Origin of the sequence: Cellulomonas carbonis (genome assembly GCF_014636275.1) — a bacterium.
Lineage (GTDB): Bacteria > Actinomycetota > Actinomycetes > Actinomycetales > Cellulomonadaceae > Actinotalea > Actinotalea carbonis.
Genome location: NZ_BMEB01000007.1, coordinates 55664 through 81790, shown reverse-complemented (window position 1 = coordinate 81790; position 26127 = coordinate 55664). Strand labels below are relative to the sequence as shown.

The window sequence follows — 26127 nt, the reverse complement described above, 5'->3', positions numbered from 1 at the left end:
CCGTCGGACCGGGCCCCGCCCGGGACGGTCGACCCGCGTGGGGCCGCGCTCCGCCCCCAGGATTCGAACCTGGACCGCAAGGCTCCAAAGGCCTGCGTGCTGCCGTTACACCAGGGCGGACCAGCGCCGTCCGGTCGGCCCGGTCGGCGCGCCGCCCAGTCTGCCAGCAGCCCGGCACGCGTCCGCCCGGGCGAAGGGTGTGACGCGCCGCACGGCATGATGGGGGCCGTGGCCACCTCCAAGCGATCCCCGCGCGCCCGGATGACGGGCACGCAGCGACGCGAGCAGCTCCTCGACGTGAGCCGGCAGCTCTTCGCGGAGAAGGGGTTCGAGGGGACGAGCGTCGAGGAGATCGCGTCGCGCGCGCAGGTGTCCAAGCCCGTCGTCTACGAGCACTTCGGAGGCAAGGAGGGCATGTACGCGGTCGTCGTCGACCGCGAGATCCAGGCGCTCACGGGGACCCTCACGCGCGCGCTCGAGCAGGGCGGCCACCCCGAGGCGCTCGTCGAGCGCACCGCGCTCGCGCTACTGGACTACATCGAGTCCTCGACCGACGGGTTCCGCATCCTCGTGCGCGACTCGCCCGTCGCGCAGACGACGGGCACGTTCTCGAGCCTCATCGGCGACGTCGCGATGCAGGTCGAGCACCTGCTGGCCGGCCAGTTCACCAAGCGCGGCCTCGACCCCCGCACCGCGCCGATCTACGCGCAGATGCTCGTCGGCATGGTCGCGCTCACGGGGCAGTACTGGCTCGACGCGCGCAGGCCGGCCAAGACGGAGGTGGCCGCGCACCTGGTCAACCTCGCGTGGAACGGCCTGTCGAACCTCCAGCGCAACCCCACGCTGCTGGGCGACGAGAGCCCGTCGTGACCGACGAGGTCGACCGCATCGTCGAGTCGTGGCGCCGCGAGCGCCCCGACCTCGACGTCGCCCCGCTCGAGGTCCTCTCGCGCGTGAGCCGCCTCGCGCGGCACCTGGACCTCGCGCGGCGCACCGCGTTCGACCGCCACGACCTCGAGCTGTGGGAGTTCGACGTCCTGTCGGCGCTGCGCCGTGCGGGTGAGCCCTACCAGCTCTCGCCCGGGACGCTCGTGACGCAGACGCTCGTCACGAGCGGGACGATGACGAACCGCATCGACCGCCTCGCGGCGCGCGGCCTCGTCGAGCGCCGGCCGGCGCCGGCCGACCGACGCGGCGTGCTGGTGCGGCTGACCCCGGCGGGGCTCACGCGGGTCGACGCGGCCCTCGAGGACCTGCTGCGCGTCGAGCGCGAGCTGCTCGGCGACCTCCCCGAGCGGGACCGCGAGACGCTCGCGGCACTGCTGCGCACGCTCGTCGCGCCGTTCGACGCCTGACGCCCACCCCACCGCCGGCCCACCGACAGCCCACCGCCGACCCACCCGCCGCGGCGGTGCGCCGTGCCCGCCTACCCGGCGACCTCGGCGGCGAGCAGCCACTCCTCCTCGAGCTGCTCGCGCTCGGCCGCGAGCGCGCGCAGGTCGGCGTCGAGCCGCTGGACGGCCGTGTGGTCGGTCGCCACCGCGGCCATCTCGGCGTGGACGCGCGCCTCCTGCTCGCTGATCCGCTGGAGGCGCCGTTCGATGCGCGCGACCTCCTTGCGTGCCGCCCGCACCTCGGCCTGGCTGGGCTGGGGCGCTGCGCCGTCGGCCGGGTCCGGCGTGGCCGACGGTCCCGCCGAGGGTGCGGCCGACGCGGCGCGACCTCCGGGCGCCGCCGACGACGACGCCCCGCCGGCGGGCGCCGACCGGGCCGCGCGACGCAGCTCGAGGTACTGCTCGACGCCGCCGGGCAGGTCGCGGACCCCGCCGTCGCCGAGGAGCGCGTACTGGCGGTCGCACACGCGCTCGAGCAGGTAGCGGTCGTGCGAGACGACGACGAGCGTGCCGGGCCACCCGTCGAGGAGGTCCTCCACGGCCGCCAGGGTGTCGGTGTCGAGGTCGTTGGTCGGCTCGTCCAAGAGCAGGACGTTGGGCTCGCCCACGAGCAGCCGCAGCAGCTGGAGACGTCGCCGCTCGCCGCCCGAGAGGTCCCGCACGAGGGTCTGCGCGCGCTCGCGCGCGAACCCAAGCCGCTCGACGAGCTGCGACGCCGTGACCTCCTTGCCGCCCACCGCCGTCGTTCGCCGCTCGCGCTCGACGACCTCGACGGCCCGCAGGTCGCCCAGCTCGTCGAGCTCGGTCACGTCCTGGCTCAGCGTCGCGACGACGACGGTCTTGCCGCGCCGCACGCGCCCCGAGCGCGGCGTGACCTCGCCGGTGAGCAGGCGCAGGAGCGTCGTCTTGCCCGCACCGTTGACTCCGACGAGGCCGAACCGGTCCCCTGGGCCGAGGCGCCAGGTGACGTCGTCGAGCAGCACGCGCTCGCGCGGCCCGCCGTCGGGGACCGCGCCATCCTGCTCGGCGACGTCGCCGTGGACGGGCACCGTGACGGTCACGTCCTCGACGTCGAGCACCTGCTTGCCGAGGCGCGCCGTCGCCATCCGCGCGAGCTCGAGGCTGTCGCGCGGCGGCGGCTCGTCCGCGATGAGCGCGGCTGCCGCGTCGAGGCGGAAGCGCGGCTTGCTCGTGCGGGCGGGTGCGCCGCGGCGGAGCCACGCGAGCTCCTTGCGCAGCAGGTTGTCGCGCTTCTCCGCGGTCACCGACGCCTGACGGGCGCGCTCCGCGCGGGCCAGGACGTACGCGGCGTACCCGCCCTCGTAGGGCAGCACGGTCCCGCCGCGCGTGTCGCCGTGCCGGCTGCCCGTGACCTCCCACATGCGCGTGCACACGGCGTCGAGGAACCACCGGTCGTGCGTGACGACGACCAGCGCGCCCTGCCCGGCCGAGCGGCCGCCGCCGTAGCGGTCCGCGAGGTGCTCGGCGAGCCACGCGACGCCCTCGACGTCGAGGTGGTTCGTCGGCTCGTCGAGCATGAGGACGTCGTGGTCGGCCACGAGCAGCCCGGCGAGCGCGACGCGCCGTCGCTGCCCGCCGGACAGGCGCGCGACGTCGGCCTCCAGGTCGAGGTCCCCCAGGAGGCCCTCGTGCACGCCGCGGGTCCGCGCGTCGCGCGCCCACGTGTGGTCGGGCACCGCACCGTGCACGGCGTCGCGCACGGTGGTGCCGGCGGGCAGGTCGTCGCGCTGGTCCAGGAGGCCGACGCGCACGCCGCCCGCGTGCGTCACCCGGCCGGAGTCGGGCTCCTGCCGACGCGCCAGCAGGCGCAGGAGCGTCGACTTGCCCGCACCGTTCGGGCCGACGACGCCGACCCGCATGCCGTCGTCGACGCCGATGCTCACGTCCTCCAGGAGGGTGCGCGTACCGACGGTGAACGACACGGAGTCCATGCCGAGCAGGTGCGCCATCAGCCCCTGTCCCCGACGCTCGCGCGCTCCGTGACGACGAGCCGCGCACCCGGCACGGGTCCGCTCGCGGTCAGCACCGAGTCGGCCACGCCGGCCGCCGTGACCGCGGCGGCGATCGCGACGGCGTGCTGACGGCTGCGACCGAGCGCCGCGACGGTGGGTCCCGACCCGCTGACGACGACACCGAGCGCCCCCGCGTCCTCGGCGACCGCGAGCGTCTCGGCGAGCTCGGGCGCGAGCTCGAGCGCCGCGGGCTGCAGGTCGTTGTCGAGGGCCGCGCCCACGGAGACGGGGTCGCCCGAGCGCAGGGCAGCGAGCAGCCGGCGGTCCGGCTCGGGCTCGCCGTCCACGCCGCCGACCACCTCGTCGAACGTGCGGAACACCTCGGGCGTCGAGAGTCCTGCGTCGCGCAGCGCGAGCGCCCAGTGGTACTCGCCCCGGCTCAGCGCGGGGGTCAGCAGGTCACCGCGCCCGCGACCGACGGCGGTCTGCCCGACGAGGCAGAACGGCACGTCGGAGCCGAGGGTCGCCGCGAGCTCGCCGAGCTCGTCGCGCGACATCCCGGTGCGCCACAGCGCGTCGCACGCGAGCAGGGTCGCCGCGGCGTCGGCCGACCCGCCGGCCATCCCGCCCGCGACCGGGACGCCCTTGTGGACGTGCAGGGCGACGCCGTCGTCGATCCCGACGTGATCGGCGAGGAGGTGCGCCGCACGCAGCGCCAAGTTGGACGCGTCGGTGGGCACGCGGTCCGCGTGCAGGCCGTCGACCGTGAGCGAGAACCCGTCCGCCGGGCGCGCCGTGACCTCCTCGTGCAGCGAGACGGCCTGGAAGACCGTCGCGAGCGGGTGGAAGCCGTCAGGCAGCCGACGGCCGACGCCGAGGGCCAGGTTGATCTTCCCTGGCGCGCGGACGACGACCTCGCTGCTGGATCGGCTCACGGCTCAACCCTGCCACGACCGCGCCGCCGCCTCGACGGGGCCGTCACGCGCCCGCGGCCTCGCGCGTCGCGGCGAGGGCCTCGGCCACCCGGGCGAACGCGACGACGTCGAGGCGCTCACCGCGCGTGCTCGGGTCGACGCCGGCGGCCCGCAGCGCGGCCTCGGCCGCGTCGCCCGAGCCGGCGAGCCCCGCGAGCGCCGACCGGAGCGTCTTGCGCCGCTGCGCGAACGCGGTGTCGACCACGCGGAACACCTCCTCGCGGGTCACCGTCGTCGTCGGCGGGTCGCGCCGCTCGAGCGCGACGAGCGCCGAGTCGACCCGCGGGACGGGCCAGAACACGGCACGGCCGATCGAGCCCGCGCGGTGCGCATGGGCGTACCAGGCGGCCTTGGCGGACGGGATCCCGTAGGTCCGCGAGCCGGGCGGTGCCGCGAGCCGGTCGGCGACCTCCGCCTGGACCATGACGAGCACGCGCTCGAGCGAGTCGAAGCGCTCGAGGAACGACAGCAGGACCGGCACCGCGACGTTGTACGGGAGGTTGGCGACCAGCGCGGTCGGGGGCGGGCCGGGGAGCTCGGTGACCGTGAGGGCGTCGGCGCCGATGACCTCGAGCCGGTCCGCCGCCTCGGGCAGCCGCTCGGCCACGGTCGACGGCAGCTGCCGCGCGAGCGCGGGGTCGATCTCGACGGCGACGACGTGCGCGCCGACCTCGAGGAGCCCCAGGGTCAGCGAGCCGAGCCCGGGCCCGACCTCGACCACGCGCTCACCGGGCTCGACGCGCGCGGTCCGGACGATCTTGCGCACCGTCCCGGCGTCGACGACGAAGTTCTGCCCCCACGTCTTGGTCGGGCGGATGCCGAGACGCCCCGCGAGGTCCCGGACCTGGGCCGGACCGAGGAGGGCGTCTGTCATGGGGGCGAGCCTAACCGCCGCCACGATGCCGACCCGTGCCGACCCGTGCCGACCGCCGCGGCCCCCGGAGGGACCGCGGCGGCGGGTGGATCGGTCCTGCTCGCCCGGGAACGCGCCCGGGTGAGCGGTCAGCGCAGGCCGAGCTTGCGCGAGCAGGCGGGCCACTGGCCCCAGCCCGAGCGGGCCTGGAGCATCTGCGCGCGCATGGTCTGCTCGTCCGGCGACGCCTGGGACGGGAGCCCCGAGCCGCCGACCGACTGCCACGTGCCGACCGAGAACTGGTACAGCCCGTGGTAGAGGCCGTTGCTCGAGACGATCGTCGGGTTGCCGCCGGACTCGCACTGCGCGAGCGCGGCCCACACGTCACCGCCGACGGTCGACGCGACGGGCGCAGGCGAGGACGACGACCCGGACGACGTGGACGCGCGCGGCGCGGGGGCGGGCACCGGCTTGGGCCGCTCCTTGGTCCCGGTCCGGACCACCTCGGTGACCGGGGCACGCGTCACGGTGTCGCTGAGCTGCACGCGCGACTCCTCCTGGCCGTCGACGAGGATCACGCGGTGGACGACGGTCCGCTCCCCGGCGACACCCTCGACGGCGGTGCGACGCTGGCCGACGTAGAGCTCGTCGGTCTCCTCGTTCGTGCTCTCGAACGGGATCTCGGTGACCGTCGGCTGCTCCTGCGCCACGACGCGCTGGACCGTCACGGTCACGCGCGTCCCGCCGTCGGCGGTCGCGCGGTGCACCGACACGCGGTCGAGGTCGCCGAGCGTGATGCCGAGGCCGTCGAGGACGTCGTCGACGCCCGCGGAGCCGTCCTCGACCTGCTCGGTCCGACCGTCGACGACGACGTCCACGGGACCCTCGAGGTCGAGCTGGACAGGGATCTCGGCGCGCGAGCCCGAGCGCGAGGCCACGAGCCGGACGTCCTGCCCGCGGCTCGCGAGGGCCACGAGGGCCTCGTCGGCGCTCAGCGCGGTCGTCCAGACGTGGTCCTCCTGGCCGTCGACGAGCGCGACCACCTGGCGCGCGCGGCGCACCACGACCTCGTCACCGCTGGCCAGCGCCTCATCCGGCGCGGGGGCGACGACGTCGCGCGGGCCGAGCTCGAGGTCGTGCTCGGCGAGGACGCCCTCCACGCTGCCCGCGAAGGTCGACACCTGCGTGGTGGCGCCGTCGACGTCGAGCGTGACGGTCTTGTGCGCGGTGGCGACCGCGACGGTGCCGCCGGTCAGGAGGAGGGCCGCGGCCAGGCCTCCGACGAGGAGGGGGCGGCGGGCGCGCGCGGTGCGGGGCGTGGTGGCCGCGGGCACGTCAGGCGCTGCCGGCGCTGCGGGCGCTGAGGGCTCAGCGGGGCCCGCGCCCGAGGGGTCGGGCCGCGAGACGGGCTCGAAGGTCTGCTGGGTGGTCTGCTGCCGCGGGTCGCGGCCGAGGGAGGGGAAGGTCACGGGGTTCCAGACGTCGTCCTACCCGGGCACAGGGAGCGGCGAGGCGGGCGATCCGCGCTGCGGGTCACCACCCCGGCTCGGCGTCGTCCGCCACGGGGGCGGGCGTCGCCGGGTCCGGTCCCTGATCCGGCCGTCAGCACCGGCCCGGGGGCCGGCCGTCGCTCCGTGTCCCGCCGTCGGCGGACGCGTCACCGGATGTGGTGCGCATTAGCGCACGGGGGCCCACATCTGGTGGAGCGACATGCGACCGTAACCCATTCGTGACCACTAGCCAAGGGTCGTGGCGGACGTCACACGGACGGGACGGGACGGACGGGACGCGACGCGTCAGTACCAGTTGCGTGCCTGCGAGTGCGCCCACGCGGCGCACGGCGTGCCGTAGCGCGCCGAGATGTACCCCAGGCCCCAGGTGATCTGCGTCGCGGCGCTCGTGCGCCAGTCGGCGCCCGCGGTCGCCATCTTCGTGCCCGGGAGGGCCTGCGGGATGCCGTACGCCCCGCTCGACGGGTTCTCGGCGGTGACGCGCCAGCCGCTCTCCTTCATCCACAGCGAGTCCAGGCACGAGAACTGGTCCTCGCCCCACCCGCGGGCCAGGACCATCTCGAGCGCGATCGCGCGCGCGGTCCCTGGGTCCACGGCCGCGGACGGCGGCGGCGCGACCATCGTCCCGACCCGCACGACCTGAGGGACGGGCTCGCGCAGCGTCGTCTCCAGCAGGGCCGTGCGCCCGACCTCGACGCCGTCGACGAGGTGCGCGCGGTACGTCACCATGCGCTCGCCCTCGACGCCCGCGCTGCGCACGACCTCCGCGCCCACGAGCAGCTGGGGGTCCTCCTCGCGCACCGTCTCGAACGGCTGGGTCGTGCGCTCCGAACGCACCTCGGTCACCACGCGGTCCACCGCCACGACGAGCCCGTCGACCGCGGTGGCGTCGAGCGGCACCGAGACCCGGTCGTGGGCGCCGAGGACGACACCGGCCTCCCGCAACGCGTCCGCGACGGTCAGCGCCGAGGTGCGCACCTCGGTGGTCGTGCCGTCCACGGCCACGTGGACGGTCTTGGGCGTCGCGACCGCGACGGGCGCCCGGCCGAGCGCCGCGGAGCGGGACGCCGACGTCCGCATCTCGCCGCGCAGGCCCAGCTCCGCGACCACGTCACCGACGGTCTCGGCCGTGGTCCAGACGGTCCGCTCCTCACCGTCGACCTCGACGACGACCTCGCGGGCGCGCCGCACGACGACCTCGCCCTCGTCCGCGACCAGCGCACCCGGCGCGGGCACCACGAGGTCGTGCTCGCCCACCTCGACGCCCTCGGCGACGAGCACGTCGCCGACGGTGCGCCCGAACGTCGTCACCGTCGTCGCCTCGCCGTCGACCTCGACGGTCACGGTCTTGTGCAGACCCGCGAACGCGGTCGTCGCCCCGACGACGAGGGACAGCACGGCCAGCTGTGCGACGGGGCGGCCACGGTCGGACCAGCGCGGTGCGCGGGCGAGCGCCGAGGCCAGGTGCACGGTGGGTCCGTCCGTCGGGGGCAGGAGGGGCGTCCTGGGCGGCGACGCGGCACGCGTCGGCACCCGGGGGCCCCGACGACGGTAACGGAACTGCAACGACGACGGGTAGTCGGCAGGTCCCGGTTTCACCCGCGGGCCGCGGCGTGTCGCGTCGTCACCACGGCCCGTAGAGCTCCTCGGCCGTGCGCGAGACCGTCGCGCACAGGTCGGCGAGGTCCACGTCGAGCTCGGCGGCCACCGCGCGGGCCGTCGCGGCCGCGAGGTACGGGGCGTTGGGCCGTCCGCGGTACGGGTGCGGCGTCAGGTACGGCGCATCGGTCTCGAGCAGGAGCCGGTCGAGCGGCACCTCGTGCAGCGCCTCGCGCAGCGCGCGCGACCCGCCGAACGTCACGGTCCCCGCGAACGAGAGGTACCAGCCGGCCGCGACGCACTCGCGCGCGAGCGCGGCGTCGCCCGAGAAGCAGTGGAACACCGTGCGCTCGGGCGCCCCGTCCGAGCGCAGCACCGCGAGCACGTCGTCGTGCGCGTCGCGGTCGTGGATCTGCAGCGCGAGGCCCAGCTCCTTCGCGAGCGCGACGTGCGCTCGGAACGCCTCGCGCTGCACCCGGCGCCCCTCGTCGCCCGCACGGAAGAAGTCCAGGCCGGTCTCCCCCACCACGCGGATCCGGTCGTTGCCCGCCGCGATCGCCGCGACCTCGGCCATCGCCTCGTCGAGCGCGACGGCGTGGTGCTCCCGCGGGGCGGGCTCGAGCCCGTCGGGCGCGACCTCGCGCACGCCCGCGTGCAGGGGCACCTCGTTGGGGTGCAGCGCGACCCCGCCGAGGAGCTGCGGGTGCTCGCGGACCACGCGGTCCGTCCAGCGCGCCGCGGGCAGGTCGCACCCGATCTGCACCATGCGCGTCACGCCGACGGACGCGGCACGCTCGAGCTGCTCGACGAGGGTCGGCGGCTCGGGCCCGCCGTCGAACCCGCCCGCCTCAGGCGCCGCGTGGTCGAGGTGCGTGTGGTCGTCGACGAGGGGGTGCGGCAGCGGCTCGGGGGCCGGCGGCCACGAGCGGTCGCGCGGACGGGCCACGTCAGCCCTCCCCGGCGCCCTCGAGCCGGGCGAGCTCCTCCTCGACGACCGCTGCGTCGAGCTTGGTGAAGACGGGAACGGGCTTGCCCACGGGAGTCCCCGGCACGAGCGGACGACGACGCCACGGGGTCGCGTCCGAGTACTCGCCCGTGATGATCGGGTACGGCGCGCCGCCGTCGAGGTCCTCGACCTCCTCGATCCGCGGCATGGGCTGGACGTCGCCGGCACCACCGAGCGCGACGTCGACCGCGTTCGCCGAGGACGGCAGGAACGGGGACAGCACGACGTTGAGGTCGGCGACGCACTGGGCCGTCACGTGCAGCACCGTGCCGAGGCGCTCGCGCTCGTCCTCGCCCTTGAGCTTCCACGGCTCGGTGTCGGACACGTAGCGGTTGACGTCGGAGACCGCGCGCATCGCCTCGCCGACCGCCTGGCGCATGCGGTTGCGGGCGATGAGCCCGCCGACCACGTCGAAGGTGCCCTCGACGCGCTCGAGCAGTGCGGCGTCCGCGGGCTCGAGCTCCCCGAGGGGCGGGATCTCGCCGAAGTTCTTGTGCACGAGGCTCGCGGTCCGGTTGACGAGGTTGCCCCAGCCCGCGACCAGCTCGTCGTTGGTGCGGCGCACGAACTCGGACCACGTGAAGTCCGAGTCCTGGTTCTCCGGGCCGGCGGACGCCACGAAGAACCGGAACGCGTCCGCCTGGTAGCGCGCGAGCATGTCGCGCACGTAGATGACGACCTTCTTGGAGGACGAGAACTTGCGTCCCTCCATCGTGAGGAACTCCGACGAGACGACCTCGGTCGGGAGGTTGAGCTCACCGTAGGTCCCGGGCTCGCCGCCCTTGTCCCCGCGCCCGGCGTACGCGAGCAGCTCCGCGGGCCAGATCTGCGAGTGGAAGGTGATGTTGTCCTTCCCCATGAAGTAGTACGACAGCGCCTCGGGGTCGTTCCACCAGTCGCGCCACCGCTCGGGGTCCCCGATGCGCCGCGCCCACTCGATCGACGCGGACAGGTAGCCGACGACCGCGTCGAACCACACGTACAGCTTCTTGCTCGGGTTCTCGCGCCAGCCCTCGAGCGGGATCGCGATGCCCCAGTCGATGTCGCGCGTGATCGCGCGCGGGCGGATCTCCTCGAGGATGTTCTGGCTGAACCGGATGACGTTCGGTCGCCACAGTCCCGTCGCCTCGCGCTCGTCGAGCCACCCGCTGAGCGCCTGCGCGAGCGCCGGCAGGTCGAGCAGGAAGTGCTGCGTCTCGATGAACTGCGGGGTCTCGCCGTTGATCTTCGAGCGCGGGTCGATCAGGTCCTGCGGGTCGAGCTGGTTTCCGCAGGTGTCGCACTGGTCGCCGCGCGCACCCTCGGCACCGCAGATGGGGCACGTGCCCTCGATGTAGCGGTCGGGCAGCGTGCGCCCCGTCGACGGCGAGATCGCGCCCATCGTCGTCTGCTCGACGACGTAGCCGTTGGCGTGCACCCCGCGGAAGAGCTCCTGCACGACGGCGTGGTGGTTGCGCGTCGTCGTCCGGGTGTACAGGTCATAGGCGAGGCCGAGCGCGACGAAGTCCTCGACGATGAGGCGGTGGTTGCGGTCCGCGAGCTCCTGCGGCGTGACACCGGCCTCGTCGGCCGCGATGAGGATGGGGGTCCCGTGCTCGTCGGAGCCCGAGACCATGAGGACGTCGTGGCCCGCCATCCGCATGTACCGGCTGAAGACGTCCGAGGGGACGCCGAAGCCGGCGACGTGTCCGATGTGGCGGGGGCCGTTGGCGTACGGCCACGCGACCGCCGAGAGGATGTGGGCCATGGGCCCCGATCCTAGTGAGCGGGCGGGTCCCCGCCGACCGGCGGACGTCCCGGCCGGCCGGAGGACCCCGGCGCTGCCGGTGCCGACCGGGCGTGCCTAGCATGACGCGTGGACACCGCGTGGGACGGGACCGGGGCGGGCGTGCTCGTGCTCCCGAGCGGCCGGCTCGTGCGCGGTCGAGGTCTGCGCAGGCCCACGCCCCCCGGGCCCGACCCGCAGTTCGGCCTCTACCTGCTCGCTCGCGAGCCCGTCGGGTCCGCCGCACCGGCCTGGCCGTCGCGCTGGGTCCGCTGGCCCGACTTCCGGCCGCCGGCCGACCGCCCGGACGCGCACGCCGCGCTCGTCGAAACGTGGCGGCGCGCCGACGGCGAGCGGGTCGAGGTCGCGTGCCAGGGCGGCCGGGGGCGCACGGGCACGGCGCTCGCGTGCCTCGCGGTCCTGGACGGTGTCCCGCCGGACACGGCGGTCGCCTGGGTGCGCGCGCACTACCACCCGCGAGCCGTGGAGACGCTGCTCCAGCGCCGCTACGTCGAGCGCTTCGCCCCCTGACGGCGGCTCACGGCGGCAGCAGGCGCACGAGCCGGTCGTCCCCCGAACGCGGGTCGCCGCGCCCGTCGGTGTTGTTCGTCAGGACCCACAGCGCGCCGTCCGGCCCCACGGCGACGTGCCGGAGCCGGCCCAACGCGCCCACGAGGTGGGCGACCGGGTCCCCCGCGGGCGCGCCGTCGGCCCACGGGACCGCCCACAGGCGCTCGCCGCGCAGCGCCGCGACGTACACCGAGCCGGTGGTCACGGCGAGGCCGCTCGGCGACGCCTCGTCCGTCGTCCACGTCACCACGGGGTCCGCGAACGTCGGCGCACCGCCTGCCCCCTCGACCTCGGGCCAGCCGTGGTTCGCGCCCGGCACCACGACGTTGAGCTCGTCGAGCCGGTTCTGGCCGAACTCGCTCGCGACGAGCCGCTCGTCGTCGTCCCACCCGAGACCCTGGACGTTCCGGTGACCCAGGCTCCAGACCGGGCTGTCGGGCGTCGGGTTGCCGGGGGCGGGCCGGCCGTCGGCCGTGACCCGCAGGATCTTGCCGGCGAGCGACGTGGGGTCCTGGGCGGCCCCGGGGACGCTCGCGTCGCCGGTCGCGACGTACAGCATCCCGTCGGGACCGAACGCGATCCGGCCGCCGTCGTGGTTCGAGGCGGCCGGGATGCCCGTGAGCACGGGCGCGAGCGGCCCGAGCGTCCCCGCGGCGGCGTCCAGGGCCGTCCGCACGACCTCGTTCCCGCCCTGTGTCGTCCGGTACAGCAGGAGCGTCGCCGCGTCGTCCGGCGGGACGGCGACCCCCAGCAGGCCGCCCTCGCCGCGCGTCGCCGTGGTCGCCACCAGCTCGTCCGCGCCGGGCCCGGTGAGCGTGCGGACGCCGTCGGCCGTGAGGAGGAGGACCTGGGCCGCGTCGCGCTGCGTGACGACGACGGCGCCGCCCGGAAGGAAGGCCAGGTCCCACGGCGCCGCCAGGCCCGTCAGCACGTCCTGCGGCTCGGCGGTCGCCTCCGGCAGCGCGGGACCCGGGACGCCGGGCGGGGTCGGTTCCTCGGAGGGGGTGGGCTCGCCGGACGGGGTGGGGCTCGACGGGGTGGGGCTCGACGGGGTGGCGCTCCCGGACGGCGTCACGACCTGCGGGGTCCGTCCGGCCTCGGGGCTCGTGCAGCCGACGAGGCTCGCCCCGGCGGCGAGCACGGCGCAGCAGGCCCACGACCCGGGCCGTCGCCGCATCCGCTCGGCCATGCTCCTCCTCGCCGCGGGCGCCACCCGCACCCCCAGCACCCTCGCACCGGACACCGCGGTGCGCACGCGGCGACCGCCACGACGTCGTGCGCGGTGCCTACGCTGGGACCATGAGCGACACCCGACCCGAGCGCCGCGCCCTCGTCGTCGTCGACGTGCAGCCCACCTTCTGCGAGGGCGGCGCGCTCGCCGTGGAGGGCGGTGACGCGGTGGCGCACGCGATCGCGGCGTTCGCCGCGGCGCGACGCGACGACTACGCGCTCGTGGTGACGACGCAGGACTGGCACGTCGACCCGGGCGACCACTTCAGCACCGAGCCCGACTACGTGGACACGTGGCCGCCGCACGGCGTCGCGGGGACGCCCGAGGCCGAGCTCCACCCCGCGCTCGCGGACCTCGCGCCCGACGTGAGCGTGAAGAAGGGCGCGTACGCCGCGGCCTACTCGGGCTTCGAGGGCGTCGACGCGTCGGGCCGCGACCTCGCGAGCCTCCTGCACGACGCCGGCATCACCGACGTCGACGTCGTGGGGATCGCCGAGTCGCACTGCGTGCGCGCGACCGCCCTCGACGCGATCCGGGCCGGCCTGCGGACCCGCGTGCTGAGGGACCTCACGGTGCCCGTCACGGTGGAGTCCGGCGCCGCGGCGCGCGACGCGATGACGGCCGCGGGCGCGCAGGTCGTCCTGTCCAGCGAGATCTGAGCGTCAGCCGCCGGCGCGGGCGTCGAGCGCCGCGGCGTACAGCTCGCGCCGTGAGACACCCGTCGCGGCCGCGACGTCGGCCACGACGTCCTTGAGCCGCTCCCCCGCGTCGGCGCGCGCGAGCACCTCCGGCGCGAGCGCGGCCACGTCGCGCGGGCCCGCGGACGGCGCCCCGCCGACGACGACGCACACCTCGCCGCGGACCTCGCGATCGGCCGCCCACGCGGCGAGCTCGGCGAGCGGCGCGCGGACGACCTCCTCGTACGTCTTGGTGAGCTCGCGGCAGACCGCGGCCGGTCGGTCCGCACCGAGCACCTCGGCCATCGCCGCGAGGGTTTCGGCGAGCCGGTGGGGCGCCTCGAAGTACACCGTCGTGCGCTCCTCGCGGGCGAGCGCCTCGAGCGCGCGCCGGCGGTCGCCCGCCTTGCGCGGCAGGAACCCCTCGAAGCAGAACCGGTCTGTCGGCAGCCCGGACACCGCGAGCGCGGTGAGCACCGCGCTCGGCCCGGGCGCGGCGGTCACCGGCAGGCCCGCGGCGACGGCGGCCCGCACGAGCGTGAAGCCCGGGTCCGAGACCGTCGGCATGCCCGCGTCGGACACGACCAGCACCGTCCCGCCACCCCGGACGACGTCGAGGAGCTCGTCGACGCGCGCGGCCTCGTTGTGCTCGTGGTGGCTCACGACCCGGCCGGTCGTGCGCACGCCGAGCCGCTGCACGAGGCCCGACAGGCGCCGCGTGTCCTCGGCCGCGACGACGTCGGCCTCCTCGAGGAGGCGACGCAGGCGGGGCGACGCGTCCTCGGGGTCGCCGATCGGGGTGGCGGCGAGGACGACCCGACCTGTCATGCGCGTCAGGCTACGCGGGCCGACCTACGATGACGGCGTGGCGAGCACCGGGGAGCACACCTCCCCGCTCGATCCCGTGCAGGAGGCCGCGAGCGCCGGCCACGCTCCGCAGGGCGCGCCCGCCGGGTCGACGGAGACGGCCGAGGTCGCCCCCTCCCCGCGCCACGCGGTGGCCGGGCCGGCGACCACGTGGCTCGCGAGCCTCGTCCCCCCGCACGGCAGCGCCGCCGACCGTCGCCTCGCGCTGCCCCTCACCGCGCTGGTCGGCGCGCTCGCCGCCGCCCTGCGGCTCCCGGGCCTGGACCGCCCCGGTGTCCTCGTCTTCGACGAGACGTACTACGTCAAGGACGCGTGGTCCCTCGTCTCGCTCGGGTACGAGGGCGAGTGGCCCGACGGCGCGGACGCGGCGTTCGAGGCCGGCGACGTCGACGGCTTCGACGAGCGCGGCAGCTACGTCGTCCACCCGCCGGTCGGGAAGCTCCTCATCGGCGCAGGCATGCGGCTCGTCGGCGCCGGGACGCCCATCGGGTGGCGGCTCGCGACCGCGGTCGCGGGCGTCGTCGCGGTGCTCGTCCTGGTGCGCGTCGGGCGGCGGCTGCTGCGGTCGACGTGGGCGGGTGCCGCGGCCGCGCTCCTGCTCGCCGTCGACGGCTCGGCGATCGCGCACTCGCGGACCGCGCTCCTCGACGGGCTCCTCATGACGCTGCTGCTCGGCGCCTTCGCGGCGCTCGTCGCCGACCGGGACGCCGCGGCCGCGCTCCTCGCGCGACGCACGGGGCCACCGCGCGCGCCGACGACGCTCGGGCCGGGCCTCGGCGTGCGGCCGTGGCGCCTGGTCGCGGGCCTGCTCCTGGGGCTCGCGGTCGGCACGAAGTGGTCTGCCCTGTTCTTCGTCGCCGCGCTCGGGCTGCTCTCGGTCGGCTGGGACGCGCTCGCGCGCCGCCGCGCGGGCGTGCGGTCGTGGTGGGCCGGCGCGCTGGTGCGCGACGCGCCCGTGGCCTTCGCGTCCCTCGTGGGCCTCGCCGCGGTCGTCTACGTCGCGTCGTGGACGGGCTGGCTGCGCACGACCGGTGGCTACGGCCGGACCTGGGCCGGCGACCACCCGGGCGAGGGCGTCACGTGGCTCCCGGAGGGCCTGCGCTCGCTGTGGAAGTACCACCAGGACATGTGGGGCTTCCACACGGGCCTCACCGCGGAGCACCCCTACGCGGCGCACCCGGCGGGCTGGCTCCTCCAGCTCCGCCCGACGACGTTCTTCTACGAGTCGCCCGAGCCTGCGCAGCAGTGGTGCGCGGCCGACCGCTGCTCGCAGACCGTGACGTCGCTCGGCAACCCCGTCCTGTGGTGGCTCGCCGCGGCCGCCGTCCTGGTGTGCGCCTGGTGGGTCGTGCGACGGCGCGACGAGGTCGCCCTGGCGGCCCTGGCCGGCATCGCCGCGGGGTGGCTGCCGTGGTTCGCCTACGCGCACCGCACGATCTTCACGTTCTACGCCGTCGTGGTGCTCCCGTGGCTCGTGCTGTGCCTCGTGCACGTGGCGCGCGAGGCGACGCGCGCCCGCGGTCCCGCCGACGGTCCCCTCGGTGCCCGTACTGCCCACGTCACCCACGCTGACGCCGACCCTCCGCTGGTGCGCCGGGCGGTGGTCGTGGGCCTGCTCGTCGTCGTGCTGGGCGTCTCGGCGTGGTTCCTGCCGCTGTGGACCGGCCAGGTCGTGCCGTTCCGGTTCTGGCAGCTGCACATGTGGCTGCCGGGCTGGGTCTGACGGCTCCGGTCCGGCGGTCCCGAGCGGTCGACCGGTCCGACGTGCCGCGAGCGGCCGGTCAGCCCAGGGGTGCCGCGGCCGCCCAGCGCTCGACCTCGGCCGCGAGCCGGTCGGGGAACGAGTCGACCGCCCCGCCCGGGACGGACCAGAACGCCTCGGCCGCCGCGGCGAGGCCCGCGAGGCTCCCGTAGGACAGGCCGCCGTCGACGGCACGCGCGTCGAGCGCCAGCTCCGCGCCGACGACGCGTCCCGACGCCACGTCCGACGGCCCGACACGATCCGGCCACGCGGACCCCGCCAGGAGGTCGTGCGCCACGAGACCGCGCAGCGAGGGGTCGGTGGGCGATGTGGCGCGGGGCGCGTCGAGCACCAGCACGAGGCGCGCGTCGGGGTCGAACCGGCTGGTGCGGCCACCCGCCGCGTCGGAGGGCCGTGCATGCACCTCGACGACGTGCCCCGGGGCGCGCCCGTCCGCGAGCGCGGCGGCGGCGTCCTCGTGGACCATCACGGTCGCCCCGGCGGCGACGACCTCGTCGGCGGCCATCCCGACGAGCGCCCGCGTGACATCGGGGTCCGCGCCGGGCGCGAGCGCGCCGCCGACGTGCACGTGGCCCCCGCGCATCTGGGTCGCGACGGCGCCGAGCGCGTCGGGCCCGGCCCACCCGGCGTGGTCGGCGACGTCGAGCTCGGGGACGACCTGGACGCAGCGCGCGGCCGCGTAGGCGAGGAGGTCGCGCCACGCCTCCTGGGTCCAGGGCGTTCCCGCCACGGCGAGCCCGGGCCGGCCGGGGACCTCCAGCAGCCACGTCCCCGCGTCGGCGAGCCGGACGCGGACGACGTCGAGCTTGAGACCCGCCGCCACCTGGACGACGGACTTGAGCCGGTCGGGTCCCAGCCCGTCCCGGACCGCGTCGACGACGACGCCGCGGTGCGCGAGCCGCGGGTGGTCGACGACCGTCACGGCGGGCAGGACGACGGGCCCCGGCAGGCGACGCTCGACGGCCTGGACGAGCGTCGACACGGCGTGACCCAGACCGGCGGGCCCCGCGGCGAGCACCTCGACCGACGTCGCGCCCACGGCCAGGCGGTACGCCTCCGCGGTCGACGCCGCGTCCGCCCGGCCCGGCAGCGCGAGCCGGTCGGCGGCCACGAGGCGCAGGCAGATCGTGCCGGTGCGGGCCCCGTCCTGCCGCACGGCGACCGGCGTCCCGGTCACGCGACCGAGGTGCTCGGCGAGGAGCACGGCGACGCCGACGGCCGCGGGGTCGTCGTCGACGGTGACCTCGACGTCGGCGCCGAGGGCGAAGCCACGGCCGGCGTGCTGCGTCACGGCGAAGGGTGCGGGGAGTGCACCGAGCGGATCCACGGGTCTCCGGTCTGTGCGCGCGGCTCGGGTCGGCCAGAGCGTAGCCCCGAAACAGCGCTCCCACGTGCTGGGACGCCGCCCCGGTCCGGCAGCCCGGTCCGGCAGCCCGGTCCGGCAGCGCGGTCCGGCGCAGTGCGGAGGCGGAGGGTGCGGCGCCACGAACGGTGCGGGAACGCGAACGGCCGGTCTGCGGATGCAGACCGGCCGTCCTTCGGTGGAGCTGAGGGGATTCGAACCCCTGACCTTCTCATTGCGAACGAGACGCGCTACCAACTGCGCCACAGCCCCTCGAGCGGGCACAAGAGTAGCACCCGTCCGGAGTGCTCCTGCACTCCGGACGACCGCTCACTCCCCCGCGGCGCGCCTCCGGGCGAGGATCGCGTCGAGGTCGAGCGCGACCGGCGCGGCGTCGGCGCGCGTCACGGGCGCGACGTCCTCGGTCGCTGCTGCCGGGGCCGCTGCGGGCTCTGCCGTCGCCGGCGTCGGCTCGGGCAGCGGTGCGGGCTCGCGGCGGGGCGCGGAGGGCTTGAGCGTGTACGCGGGTCGCGGGACCGGGACGGGCGACCAGGTCGCCGGCGACGGCGCGACGGCCTCGCCCGCCGGGGCGGGCGTCGCGGCCTCGGTCGTCGCCGACGCGGCGCGCACCGAGGGCGCCGAGGGCGCCGAGGGCTCAGGGACCGAGGGTGCGCCCGACGGCGTGGCCGACGGCGCGCGGTCGGGAGCGGCCGGCGCGTGCGCGTCGCGTCCCGTCGGATGGGCCGCGGCGGGCCGCGGCGCGGTCCGCCCGGCGGGCCGTGAGCGCTCGTCGGCGAGGCGCGCGTCGCTGCGCGAGGCGGGCCGCGACGGGACGCGGCGGATGACCTCGGTCTGGGCGTCGCTCGGCCGGACCGCCCGGCCGACGGTGCGCGCACCGGCCGTCACGGACGGCAGCGAGGCCCGGGTCGCGGCACCCTCGGCCCACGCCGCGTCGGCGGCCGCGGCCTGCACGGCGGCGCGGCGGCCGAGCAGCAGGACGCCGGCGAGCGCCGCCGTGGGCGCGGCCGCCACGAGCACCGGGGCGCTCGCGACACCGACGACGACCCACGTGACGACCGCGACGACGAGGAGGGCCGCGGTGAGCAGCCCCCGACGGCGTGCCGCGGCACGGCGGCGGGCGAGATGGGCGACGCGGTGCGCGCGCTCCGCGGCGACCCGGCGCGCGGCGTCGGCGACGACGCGGTCCGTGGCTCCGTGCGGCCGGTCCATGGGACCGCCTCCTCCTGCTCGTCGCGGGTGCAGGAGCACCCGCGGGGTGGACTGCTCGGTTCGCCTCGCGTCGGCCCGGGCGGGCCGTGCCACGCGGAGCACCCGCAACCCCTCGGAGAAGCGGTCGTCGGCGCGTGACTCGAGCAGCTGCTGCCGGAAGCGCAGCCGGTGCGGCACGAGGTACGCGATCCAGAGGGCCGCCACCGCGAGGAGGACGGCGCCCGCATGGTTCACGCAACGACGGTAGGGGAGGCCACCACCGCGTCCTCGCAGCCCGGACGGCGTGTCGGCGTCGGGTCGGACCGGGCCCCGCCCGGCGGGTCAGGCGCTCGCGTCGCGAGCCGCGCGGTACCGCGCGAGCAGGCCGTCGGGGACCTCCTCGGCCGTGACGGCGAACGTCCGGTGATCGCACCACTCGCCCTGGATGTGCAGGTAGCGCTCGCGCAGACCCTCGTCGCGCAGACCGAGCTTCTCGACCACGCGCAGGCTCGCATGGTTCTCGGGCCGGATGTTGACCTCGACACGGTGCAGGCCCACCGGCCCGAAGCAGTGGTCGACGGCGAGCGCGACGGCGGTCGGGGTGATGCCCCGACCCGCGACGTGCTCGCTGACCCAGTACCCGATGCTCGCCGAGCACAACGAGCCGCGCACGATCGTCGCGACGGTGAGCTGCCCCACGAGGTCGCCGCGGTACTCGACGGCGAACGGCAGTGCCGAGCCGGCCCTCGCCTGCTGGCCGAGCGCGCGCACGAACTGGCCGAACGTCGGCGGCGCCCCCGGCACCGGCTCGGGCGACGTGGCCTCCCAGCGCTCGAGCCACGCCGCGTTGCGGACGCGCAGCCCGAGCCACGCGCGCCCGTCCGACCGCCGCAGGGGCCGCAGCACGACCTCGCCGTCGCGCAGGACCACGGGCCAGCCCGCTGCCATCGTCAGTCCCCCAGCACGAGGCACGCGAGGGTGTCCCCCGCGCGCACGACCGTCGTGTCCTCGCCGACCACTGCGAGCGCGTTCGCGCGGGCGACGTCGGACAGCGCGACGTCGTCGCGCCCCAGCGGGGTCACCGTGTACCCGTCGAGCGGCGAGCCGGCGACCGTCGCGGGCACGAACTGCCGCAGGCCGGCGGGCGAGCGCCACGGGTGCGTGACCGCGGCGCGCACCGACGGGCGGAAGAGGTCCGCGTGGCCGGCCATGGCCCGCAGCGCGGGCCGGACGAACACCTCGAACGAGACGAGCGCCGCGACCGGCCTGCCGGGGAGCGCGAGCACGGGCACGTCGTCGACCGTGCCGAAGCCCTGGCGGTCCCCCGGGACCATCGCGACGTGGTCGAAGCGCACCGTGCCGAGGGGCGCGAGCACGTCGGTCACGGTGTCCCACGGGCCCGTGCTCAGGCCACCCGCGATGAGCAGCAGGTCGGCACGCACGAGCTGGTCCTCGATGACCTCGCGCAGCGCCGCGCGGTCGTCGCCGACGGGGCCGACCCGCACGGCGGTCGCACCCGCCTCGGCCACGCCCGCCGCGAGCGCGTTGCCGACGGCGTCGTGCACGCCGCCGTCGTCGCGCCGGCGCCCGGGCTCGACGAGCTCGTCGCCCACCGTGACGACGACGACGCGCGGGCGGGGGTGCACGCGCAGCCGGGCTCGCCCCGCGGTCGCCGCGACCGAGAGGTGCCGCGCGCCGAGCCGGGTGCCCTCCTCGAGCAGGACCTGCCCCGCGGCGACGTCGTGCCCGGCGCGGCGCACGTGCTCACCGGGCCGCGCACCGCCGCGGACGACGACGCGCGCACGCCCCCGGTCGGTGCGCTCGAGCGGGACCACGGCGTCGGCGCCGTGCGGGAGCGGGGCGCCGGACGCGACGTGGACGGCGGATCCCGCGACGAGGCGCACGGGTGCCGCCGCCGTCACGGGGGCGTCCTCGACGACCGGCAGGACGGCGTCGGCGGGCGCGTCGCCACCGGCCGGGGCCTCGGGCGCGAGCCCCACGTCGACCGTGCGCACCGCGTAGCCGTCGCACGTCGCGACGTCCGCCGACGGGACGTCGGACGGCGCGGAGACGGTCTCGGCGAGCACGCACCCGACGCAGTCGCCGAGCACGACGTCCAGGGGTGCGACGGGGCGCGCCGCCGCGAGCACGGCGGCGAGCTGGTCGTGGACGGATCTCATAGGACGCCCATCATGGCAGCGTGCCGGGCGCCTGTCGGTACCGCGCGCTCGACCGTTCCTTTGCCATGATGTGACCATGAGCAAAATCGTCCAGCCGTTCCCGTCGGCCCACGGGCTGGGCCCCGCGGAGGCGAAGGACCAGCTCCGCAGGGCGATCCGGGCCGAGCGCGAGAAGCGCTCGCCGCGGGCCCTGCTGCACGCCGCGCAGAACCTCGCCCAGGTGGTGGGCGACATGCCCCAGCTGCGCAACGTCGACGTCGTCGCGTGCTACGTCTCGCGGCCCACCGAGCCGGGAACCGTGCCCCTCGTCGAGCGCCTCACGCAACGTGGCGTGCGGGTGCTGCTCCCGGTGCTCGGCGCGGGTCTCCAGCGCGACTGGGCCTGGTACACGAGCACCGAGGACCTCCAGGTCCGCGCCCCCGGACGCCCGCCCGAGCCGTCGGGTCCCACGCTCGGCGGGGAGGCCGTCGCGCAGGCGCAGGCCGTCGTCGTCCCCGCGCTCGCGGTCGACACGCGCGGGGCACGGCTCGGTCAGGGCGGCGGGTGGTACGACCGTGTCCTCGCGCACGCCGACCCCGAGGCGCCCCTGGTCGCGATGGTCTTCGCGGAGGAGCTCTACGACGCCGACGAGCGGCCGCTGCCGCAGGAGCCGCACGACGTCACGGTGCCGCTCGTCGCGACGCCCTCCGGCTGGCAGCGCCTCAGGACAACGGCCGGAGCGTGAGCTCGCGCGTCGCGGCCTCCTCGACGGCCGCGCGCGTGAACGGCCACGGGAAGTACTCGCCCTCGGCCCAGGCCCGGAACTGGTCGGTGTAGTGCACGCTCCCCGGGTGGGCCGAGCTGCCCGTCTGGTTGACCCAGGTCGAGGCGTCGAGGTCCCCGAGGTCCACGACCATGCGCATCGCGGGACCCGTGGTGACCGCGAAGCTGCCCGACGCGGCGTCCCAGCCGGTCGCGTTCACGATCGACGAGCCGCCCGGCACGCCCAGGGGCGCCGGGTTCACGAGCCTCCGCACCAGCGCCGGTGCGCTCTCGCCGCCGATCAGGTGCTCGGGGGCCGCGGTGTGCAGCCTCCCCCACGACCAGTCGTCCGCGTCCTTGCCGAGCTCGACGGTCAGCTCCAGGCGTGCGGTCTCGAGGCTGCGGGCCAGGATCTCGTCGCGGCTCTCGACCACGTTGACGGTGCGGCGGTCGTCCCACCACGGGCTCGACGGCGCCTCGAGCAGACCCTCGACGACGGCGAGCCACCGGCTGTCCCCGCTCGGCCACTGCGACTCGGGCAGGTCGTCCCAGAAGGTCAGCTCGAGCAGCGTCGCCCAGACGGCGGCGAAGTACGCGGCAGCGGGTGAGTCCGGCTCCTGGTCGTACTCCCACTCCGCGAGCAGCTCGACGCCCTCGCGCGTGAAGTCGTCGCCGACCGGGGCGGCGAGCAGCGACGGGACGAGCGCCTCGGCGTACGGGCTCCAGTCGTCCGTCTGCATGCGCTGCGTCGCGGCGACGTCGATCGGCTCGCCGGCCGCGATCGCCTCCTGCAGCAGGGTCCGGATGCGCTGCGAGCGATAGCCCATGTCCCAGTCGTGCGCGAGGAACGGGCCCGCTCCCGCGGGCGTGACGGCCTGGTTGGCCGCCACGAGGAAGCCCTCGGCCGGGTCGACGACGGCGGGCATCTCGGCGGCCGGCACCCAGCCCTGCCAGTCGTACCGCGAGTCCCAGCCCGGGCGGGGCCACGTGCCGTCGGTCGGCACCGGCGACTCGGGGACGCGGGCGCGCAGCGGGATCCGCCCCGGCGCCTGGTAGCCGATCCGTCCGTCCGTCGTCGCGAAGACGATGTTCTGCGACGGCACCTCGAACAGCGCGGCGGCCGCGGCGACGTCCTCGGGCGTCGCCGCCGTGTTGAGCGCGAACACCGCCTCGGCCGTCCGGCCCGGCTCGAGCGCGGTCCACGCGAGCGACACCTCGGTGGTCGACCGGCGCGCGCCCTGGGCCGTCGGGGTCGAGCGGACGCCACCCACGTCGAGGACGTCGGAGACGATGGGACCGTGCTCGGTCGAGCGCACCTCGATCTCGACCGGCTCACCGCCGTTGACCTCGATGACCTCCGTCCGGACGCGCAGCGGCAGCTGCTCGCCGTCGCGCTCGTAGGTGCCCTCCTCGGCGTCGGTGCGCTCGAGGAAGAAGTCGGTGACGTCGGCGCCGAGGTTCGTCAGCCCCCACGCGAGGTCGGCGTTGTGGCCGATGACGACGCCCGGGAACCCGGCGAACGAGTAGCCGGCCACGTCGAACGGGCACTCGGGCCCGACGCTGCGGCAGTGCAGCCCCACCTGGGTGAAGATGCCCGGCGCGGAGATCGACAGGTGCGGGTCGTTGGCGAGGACCGGGAGGCCCGATGCGGTGTGCTCGCCCGAGACGACCCACGAGTTGGAGCCGATGCCCTCGCCCTCGCCGAGCAGGTGCGGGACCGCCTCGAGCGCCACCCGGGTGCGCTCGAGCGCGTCCTCGAGGTCCTCACCCAGCAGGTGTGCGGCGCCCGCACCGGACGCGTCGTCGGGTCCCGTGCCTGGAAGGGCCGGTGCGACGGCGGCCGAGGCGGGCTCGGGGACGCCGCCGAGGATCGGGGCGCGCTCGCGGTCCGGGAAGCGGGGGAACAGCTCCTCGACGCGCGCGACGTCGCGGACGGTCGCGTGCACGACGGCGCGTCCGAGCTCCTCGTCGTAGTTCCCGCGCAGGTCCCACGCCATGGCCTTGAGCCAGGCCAGCGAGTCCACCGGGTCCCACGGCTCGGGCGCCGGGACGTCGACGCGGAGGCCGAGCAGCGTGTACTCGACGCCCAGCGACTCGACGGCGCGGCCGTGGACGTACGCGTTGACGCCGTCGGCGTAGGCCTGGAGCCAGGCGCGTGCCTGCGGGTCGAGCAGCTCCCACTCCTGCTCGGCGACGTCGCGCCAGCCGAACGTGCGGATGACCGCGTCGGCCTCGATCGCGGCCTCGTCCCCGCCGACGAGCTCGGCGAGCCGGCCCGCGGTCGTGTGCCGGCGCAGGTCCATCTCGAAGAACCGGTCCTGCGCGTGCACGTAGCCCTGCGCCCGGAACAGGTCCTCGGCCGTGTCGGCGTACAGCTGGGGGACGCCCCGCGCGTCGCGCAGGACGGTCACCTCACCCTCGAGCCCGTCGAGCGTCGCGGTCCCGCCGTGGTCGGGCAGCGGACGCCGGACGACCGTGCCGACGAGCGCCACGGCGGCGACGAGAAGGACCACGAGGACGGCGGCGACGCCGACGAGGGCTGAGCGCAGGGGACGACGACGGTGCACGTGGCGAGGCTACCCGTGGTGCGCGCGACCGCACGGTCCCCCTACCATTGGCACTCGGTGGGGACGAGTGCCAGCCTCGCGCGCGAGGTCACGCGCCCCGCCCAGGACTGACGACCCGGGAGGACCCGTTGCCCACCTACAGCTACGCCTGCACCGCGTGCGACCACCGCTTCGACGCCCAGCAGTCCTTCACCGACGACGCGCTCACCGAGTGCCCGCGGTGCCAGGGCCGCCTGCGCAAGCTCTTCGGCTCGGTCGGCGTGGTCTTCAAGGGCTCGGGCTTCTACCGCACCGACTCGCGCGGGGGCTCGTCGTCGACGACGGCGTCCGTGCCGTCGGGCTCGGGCTCAGGCTCGTCGGGCTCGGGCTCGGGCAGCGGCTCGGGCAGCGGCTCGTCCGGCGGCTCCGGGGCGTCCGGCTCGGGCTCGTCGTCGGGCTCGGGCTCGTCGTCGGGCTCGGGCTCGTCGTCGGGCTCGGGCTCGTCGTCGGGTGGCTCGTCGGGCAGCGCCGCCGCCGCGGGCTGACCCGACCACGGTCCACCGCCTCCCGGTCGCCGGCACCCCTGTCTCCAGCACCCCGGTCTCGAGCACCCGGTCTCCAGAACCGGGAGCCGCAGCACCGTCGTCCACAGGCTCGGCGGCACGCGGTGTCACCGGCGGGACGATCGTGCCTAGCGTCCCGGCATGACCCGCCTCCCCGTGCTGCTGCGCGCCCGCATCGTGCTGTGGCGCATCCGACGGCTGTGCCTCCTCGGCGCGCTCGCGCTCGTCGCCCTCGGTGTCGCACGGGCCGCCGCCCCACCGGCCCCCGCGACGCTGCCGACCGTCGTCGCGGCGCGCGACCTCGCGGCCGGCACCGTCCTGACCGCGTCGGACCTGCGTGTCGCCCGCGTCCCGCGCGCGCTGGTCCCGTCGGGCGCGAGCGGCGCGCCGGGTCCCCTGGTCGGCTCCGAGGTCGCCGTCGCGGTCCCCGCCGGGCTGGCGGTCGTCGAGGGCCTCCTGGCCGGTGACCGCTTCGCGGTCGACGCGCCGGACGGGAGCGTCGTGGTCCCGGTGCGGCTCGCCGACCCCGCCGTCGCGGCGATCCTGCGCCCCGGCGACCGGGTCGACCTCGTGGCGGGATCCGATGCCGAGCCCACGGGCGCCCCGGACGTCGTCGCGCGCGACGCGCTCGTGCTCGAGTCGAGCCGCGAGGCGGCGGCGGGCGCCCTCGGGGTGGGACCCGAGGCGACGGTCCTCACCGTCGTGGCGGTCGGCCCGGACGACGGGCGCCGGCTCGCCTCGCTCGCCGCCTGGCACGCCGTCGGTGCCGTCCTGGTCGGGTGAGCGCGTCCTCGCGGACCTCGATCGACGACGGTGGCAGGATCCTCCCGACACCCACCGAGGAGGAACCGTGATCCAGGGCTTCAAGGACTTCATCATGCGGGGCAACGTCATCGAGCTGGCGGTCGCGGTCGTCATCGGCACCGCGTTCACGGCGCTCGTGACGGCCGTGGTCGAGGGGATCGTCAACCCGCTCATCGCGGCGATCGGCGGTGCACCGAACCTCGCGGAGACCTGGACCGTGCCGCTCGGCTCGGGTGCTGACGCGCCCGTGCTCGCGATCGGCGCGGTCGTCGGCGCGATCCTCAACTTCCTCGTGATCGCCGCGGTCGTGTACTTCCTGATCGTCCTGCCGATGAACACGCTCGCCAAGCGTCGCAAGGCCGGTGTCGAGCCCGAGCCGCCCGCACCCGCCGAGGACGTGCTCCTGCTGACCGAGATCCGCGACCTCCTGGCGCGCCGCGCCGACGTCTGACCCCGCGCCCCGGTGGGCGGCGTCGGAGGCCCCGCCCACCGGTTCGGGCCCTGCGGCCGGCCACGCCATCAGCTCCGGTCTCACGCGCTGCTCAGCACCGCGGCTCGCC

Annotated in this window: 23 protein-coding genes and 2 tRNA genes; 9 read left to right on the top strand and 16 right to left on the bottom strand. The window is 76.3% G+C overall.

Annotated elements, in window-relative coordinates; genetic code table 11:
* Positions 1–48 precede the first annotated feature (48 nt).
* Positions 49–120 (bottom strand) — tRNA-Gln (locus IEV86_RS16115).
* A gap of 141 nt (positions 121–261) precedes the next feature.
* Between IEV86_RS16115 and IEV86_RS16110 the strand changes: the two genes are divergently transcribed.
* Complete coding sequence (locus IEV86_RS16110) at positions 262–870, top strand: TetR/AcrR family transcriptional regulator (RefSeq protein WP_043605586.1); 609 nt, start codon at positions 262–264, stop codon at positions 868–870.
* Positions 867–1355: a MarR family winged helix-turn-helix transcriptional regulator gene (locus IEV86_RS16105; protein ID WP_043605585.1), complete on the top strand. Its 489-nt coding sequence runs from the start codon at positions 867–869 to the stop codon at positions 1353–1355. The genes IEV86_RS16110 and IEV86_RS16105 overlap by 4 nt, the downstream gene beginning before the upstream one ends.
* Before the next feature lie 71 nt (positions 1356–1426).
* On the opposite strand, the gene IEV86_RS16100 is transcribed toward IEV86_RS16105, so the two are convergent.
* From IEV86_RS16100 to metG, 7 genes are all read right to left on the bottom strand, one after another.
* Positions 1427–3364: an ABC-F family ATP-binding cassette domain-containing protein gene (locus IEV86_RS16100; RefSeq protein WP_043605584.1), complete on the bottom strand. Its 1938-nt coding sequence runs from the start codon at positions 3362–3364 to the stop codon at positions 1427–1429.
* Positions 3364–4302: a 4-(cytidine 5'-diphospho)-2-C-methyl-D-erythritol kinase gene (locus tag IEV86_RS16095; protein ID WP_043605583.1), complete on the bottom strand. Its 939-nt coding sequence runs from the start codon at positions 4300–4302 to the stop codon at positions 3364–3366. Before IEV86_RS16095 ends, IEV86_RS16100 begins: the two co-directional genes overlap by 1 nt.
* Before the next feature lie 43 nt (positions 4303–4345).
* Positions 4346–5215 (bottom strand): 16S rRNA (adenine(1518)-N(6)/adenine(1519)-N(6))-dimethyltransferase RsmA, encoded by an 870-nt coding sequence (gene rsmA / locus IEV86_RS16090; protein ID WP_043605581.1) that lies wholly within the window; start codon positions 5213–5215, stop codon positions 4346–4348.
* Positions 5216–5343: 128 nt separating this feature from the next.
* Positions 5344–6663 carry a resuscitation-promoting factor gene (locus IEV86_RS16085; RefSeq protein ID WP_081978668.1) on the bottom strand — a complete coding sequence of 440 codons (1320 nt, stop codon included), beginning with the start codon at positions 6661–6663 and terminating at the stop codon, positions 5344–5346.
* A gap of 327 nt (positions 6664–6990) precedes the next feature.
* The gene (locus tag IEV86_RS16080) at positions 6991–8175 is read right to left on the bottom strand and encodes a resuscitation-promoting factor (RefSeq protein WP_229734698.1); all 1185 of its coding nucleotides are present in this window, start codon (positions 8173–8175) and stop codon (positions 6991–6993) included.
* Between the two features lie 154 nt (positions 8176–8329).
* Entirely contained in the window at positions 8330–9250 is a 921-nt protein-coding gene (locus IEV86_RS16075; RefSeq protein ID WP_043605579.1) for a TatD family hydrolase, read from the bottom strand.
* A gap of 1 nt (position 9251) precedes the next feature.
* Complete coding sequence (gene metG, locus IEV86_RS16070; RefSeq protein ID WP_043605577.1) at positions 9252–11057, bottom strand: methionine--tRNA ligase; 1806 nt, start codon at positions 11055–11057, stop codon at positions 9252–9254.
* 108 nt (positions 11058–11165) lie between these two features.
* Here metG and IEV86_RS16065 point away from each other — a divergent pair, with 108 nt between their 5' ends.
* On the top strand, positions 11166–11606 hold the full coding sequence (locus tag IEV86_RS16065; RefSeq protein ID WP_043605575.1) for a protein-tyrosine phosphatase family protein: 441 nt from the start codon (positions 11166–11168) through the stop codon (positions 11604–11606).
* A gap of 7 nt (positions 11607–11613) precedes the next feature.
* Here the strand turns inward: IEV86_RS16065 and IEV86_RS16060 are convergent, their stop codons facing one another.
* Positions 11614–12834, bottom strand: coding sequence for a PQQ-dependent sugar dehydrogenase (locus IEV86_RS16060; protein ID WP_043605573.1), 1221 nt, complete (start codon positions 12832–12834; stop codon positions 11614–11616).
* A gap of 110 nt (positions 12835–12944) precedes the next feature.
* On the opposite strand from IEV86_RS16060, the gene IEV86_RS16055 reads away from it, so the two are divergent.
* Positions 12945–13535, top strand: a complete 591-nt coding sequence (locus IEV86_RS16055; RefSeq protein WP_043605571.1) for an isochorismatase family protein — start codon at positions 12945–12947, stop codon at positions 13533–13535.
* 3 nt (positions 13536–13538) lie between these two features.
* On the opposite strand, the gene rsmI is transcribed toward IEV86_RS16055, so the two are convergent.
* Positions 13539–14381, bottom strand: coding sequence for a 16S rRNA (cytidine(1402)-2'-O)-methyltransferase (rsmI, locus tag IEV86_RS16050; RefSeq protein ID WP_052426128.1), 843 nt, complete (start codon positions 14379–14381; stop codon positions 13539–13541).
* Positions 14382–14418: 37 nt separating this feature from the next.
* On the opposite strand from rsmI, the gene IEV86_RS16045 reads away from it, so the two are divergent.
* Positions 14419–16143 (top strand): dolichyl-phosphate-mannose--protein mannosyltransferase, encoded by a 1725-nt coding sequence (locus IEV86_RS16045; protein ID WP_052426127.1) that lies wholly within the window; start codon positions 14419–14421, stop codon positions 16141–16143.
* A 58-nt stretch (positions 16144–16201) separates the two neighbouring features.
* On the opposite strand, the gene IEV86_RS16040 is transcribed toward IEV86_RS16045, so the two are convergent.
* The 5 genes from IEV86_RS16040 to IEV86_RS16020 all read right to left on the bottom strand — a co-directional run bounded on the left by IEV86_RS16040 (position 16202) and on the right by IEV86_RS16020 (position 20913).
* Positions 16202–17509 (bottom strand): glycoside hydrolase family 20 zincin-like fold domain-containing protein, encoded by a 1308-nt coding sequence (locus IEV86_RS16040; protein ID WP_043605568.1) that lies wholly within the window; start codon positions 17507–17509, stop codon positions 16202–16204.
* A 215-nt stretch (positions 17510–17724) separates the two neighbouring features.
* Positions 17725–17797, bottom strand: a tRNA-Ala gene (locus tag IEV86_RS16035).
* 57 nt (positions 17798–17854) lie between these two features.
* The gene (locus IEV86_RS16030; RefSeq protein WP_188484755.1) at positions 17855–18988 is read right to left on the bottom strand and encodes a hypothetical protein; all 1134 of its coding nucleotides are present in this window, start codon (positions 18986–18988) and stop codon (positions 17855–17857) included.
* Between the two features lie 87 nt (positions 18989–19075).
* A complete protein-coding gene (locus IEV86_RS16025; protein WP_043610515.1) occupies positions 19076–19681 on the bottom strand; it encodes a GNAT family N-acetyltransferase in 606 nt (201 codons plus the stop codon).
* Between the two features lie 2 nt (positions 19682–19683).
* On the bottom strand, positions 19684–20913 hold the full coding sequence (locus IEV86_RS16020) for a molybdopterin molybdotransferase MoeA (RefSeq protein WP_188484754.1): 1230 nt from the start codon (positions 20911–20913) through the stop codon (positions 19684–19686).
* 76 nt (positions 20914–20989) lie between these two features.
* On the opposite strand from IEV86_RS16020, the gene IEV86_RS16015 reads away from it, so the two are divergent.
* Positions 20990–21637: a 5-formyltetrahydrofolate cyclo-ligase gene (locus tag IEV86_RS16015; RefSeq protein ID WP_043609930.1), complete on the top strand. Its 648-nt coding sequence runs from the start codon at positions 20990–20992 to the stop codon at positions 21635–21637.
* On the opposite strand, the gene IEV86_RS16010 is transcribed toward IEV86_RS16015, so the two are convergent.
* A complete protein-coding gene (locus IEV86_RS16010; protein ID WP_043609929.1) occupies positions 21615–24221 on the bottom strand; it encodes a penicillin acylase family protein in 2607 nt (868 codons plus the stop codon). The genes IEV86_RS16015 and IEV86_RS16010 overlap by 23 nt on opposite strands.
* A 128-nt stretch (positions 24222–24349) precedes the next feature.
* Here IEV86_RS16010 and IEV86_RS16005 point away from each other — a divergent pair, with 128 nt between their 5' ends.
* The 3 genes from IEV86_RS16005 (at position 24350) to mscL (ending at position 26018) form a co-directional block, all read left to right on the top strand.
* Positions 24350–24745, top strand: a complete 396-nt coding sequence (locus IEV86_RS16005; protein WP_188484753.1) for an FmdB family zinc ribbon protein — start codon at positions 24350–24352, stop codon at positions 24743–24745.
* 159 nt (positions 24746–24904) lie between these two features.
* Complete coding sequence (locus IEV86_RS16000; protein WP_052426547.1) at positions 24905–25546, top strand: SAF domain-containing protein; 642 nt, start codon at positions 24905–24907, stop codon at positions 25544–25546.
* 67 nt (positions 25547–25613) lie between these two features.
* Positions 25614–26018: a large conductance mechanosensitive channel protein MscL gene (gene mscL / locus IEV86_RS15995; RefSeq protein WP_043609926.1), complete on the top strand. Its 405-nt coding sequence runs from the start codon at positions 25614–25616 to the stop codon at positions 26016–26018.
* Positions 26019–26127 lie beyond the last annotated feature (109 nt).

What these genes read in the sequence shown, in the direction of transcription:
- IEV86_RS16110 (WP_043605586.1), top strand. Translation starts at nt 262, where the DNA reads ATGACGGGCACGCAGCGACGCGAGCAGCTCCTCGACGTGAGCCGGCAG.
- IEV86_RS16100 (WP_043605584.1), bottom strand. Translation starts at nt 3,364, where the DNA reads ATGGCGCACCTGCTCGGCATGGACTCCGTGTCGTTCACCGTCGGTACG.
- rsmA (WP_043605581.1), bottom strand. Translation starts at nt 5,215, where the DNA reads ATGACAGACGCCCTCCTCGGTCCGGCCCAGGTCCGGGACCTCGCGGGG.
- metG (WP_043605577.1), bottom strand. Translation starts at nt 11,057, where the DNA reads ATGGCCCACATCCTCTCGGCGGTCGCGTGGCCGTACGCCAACGGCCCC.
- IEV86_RS16060 (WP_043605573.1), bottom strand. Translation starts at nt 12,834, where the DNA reads ATGGCCGAGCGGATGCGGCGACGGCCCGGGTCGTGGGCCTGCTGCGCC.
- IEV86_RS16055 (WP_043605571.1), top strand. Translation starts at nt 12,945, where the DNA reads ATGAGCGACACCCGACCCGAGCGCCGCGCCCTCGTCGTCGTCGACGTG.
- rsmI (WP_052426128.1), bottom strand. Translation starts at nt 14,381, where the DNA reads ATGACAGGTCGGGTCGTCCTCGCCGCCACCCCGATCGGCGACCCCGAG.
- IEV86_RS16025 (WP_043610515.1), bottom strand. Translation starts at nt 19,681, where the DNA reads ATGGCAGCGGGCTGGCCCGTGGTCCTGCGCGACGGCGAGGTCGTGCTG.
- IEV86_RS16020 (WP_188484754.1), bottom strand. Translation starts at nt 20,913, where the DNA reads ATGAGATCCGTCCACGACCAGCTCGCCGCCGTGCTCGCGGCGGCGCGC.
- IEV86_RS16015 (WP_043609930.1), top strand. Translation starts at nt 20,990, where the DNA reads ATGAGCAAAATCGTCCAGCCGTTCCCGTCGGCCCACGGGCTGGGCCCC.
- IEV86_RS16000 (WP_052426547.1), top strand. Translation starts at nt 24,905, where the DNA reads ATGACCCGCCTCCCCGTGCTGCTGCGCGCCCGCATCGTGCTGTGGCGC.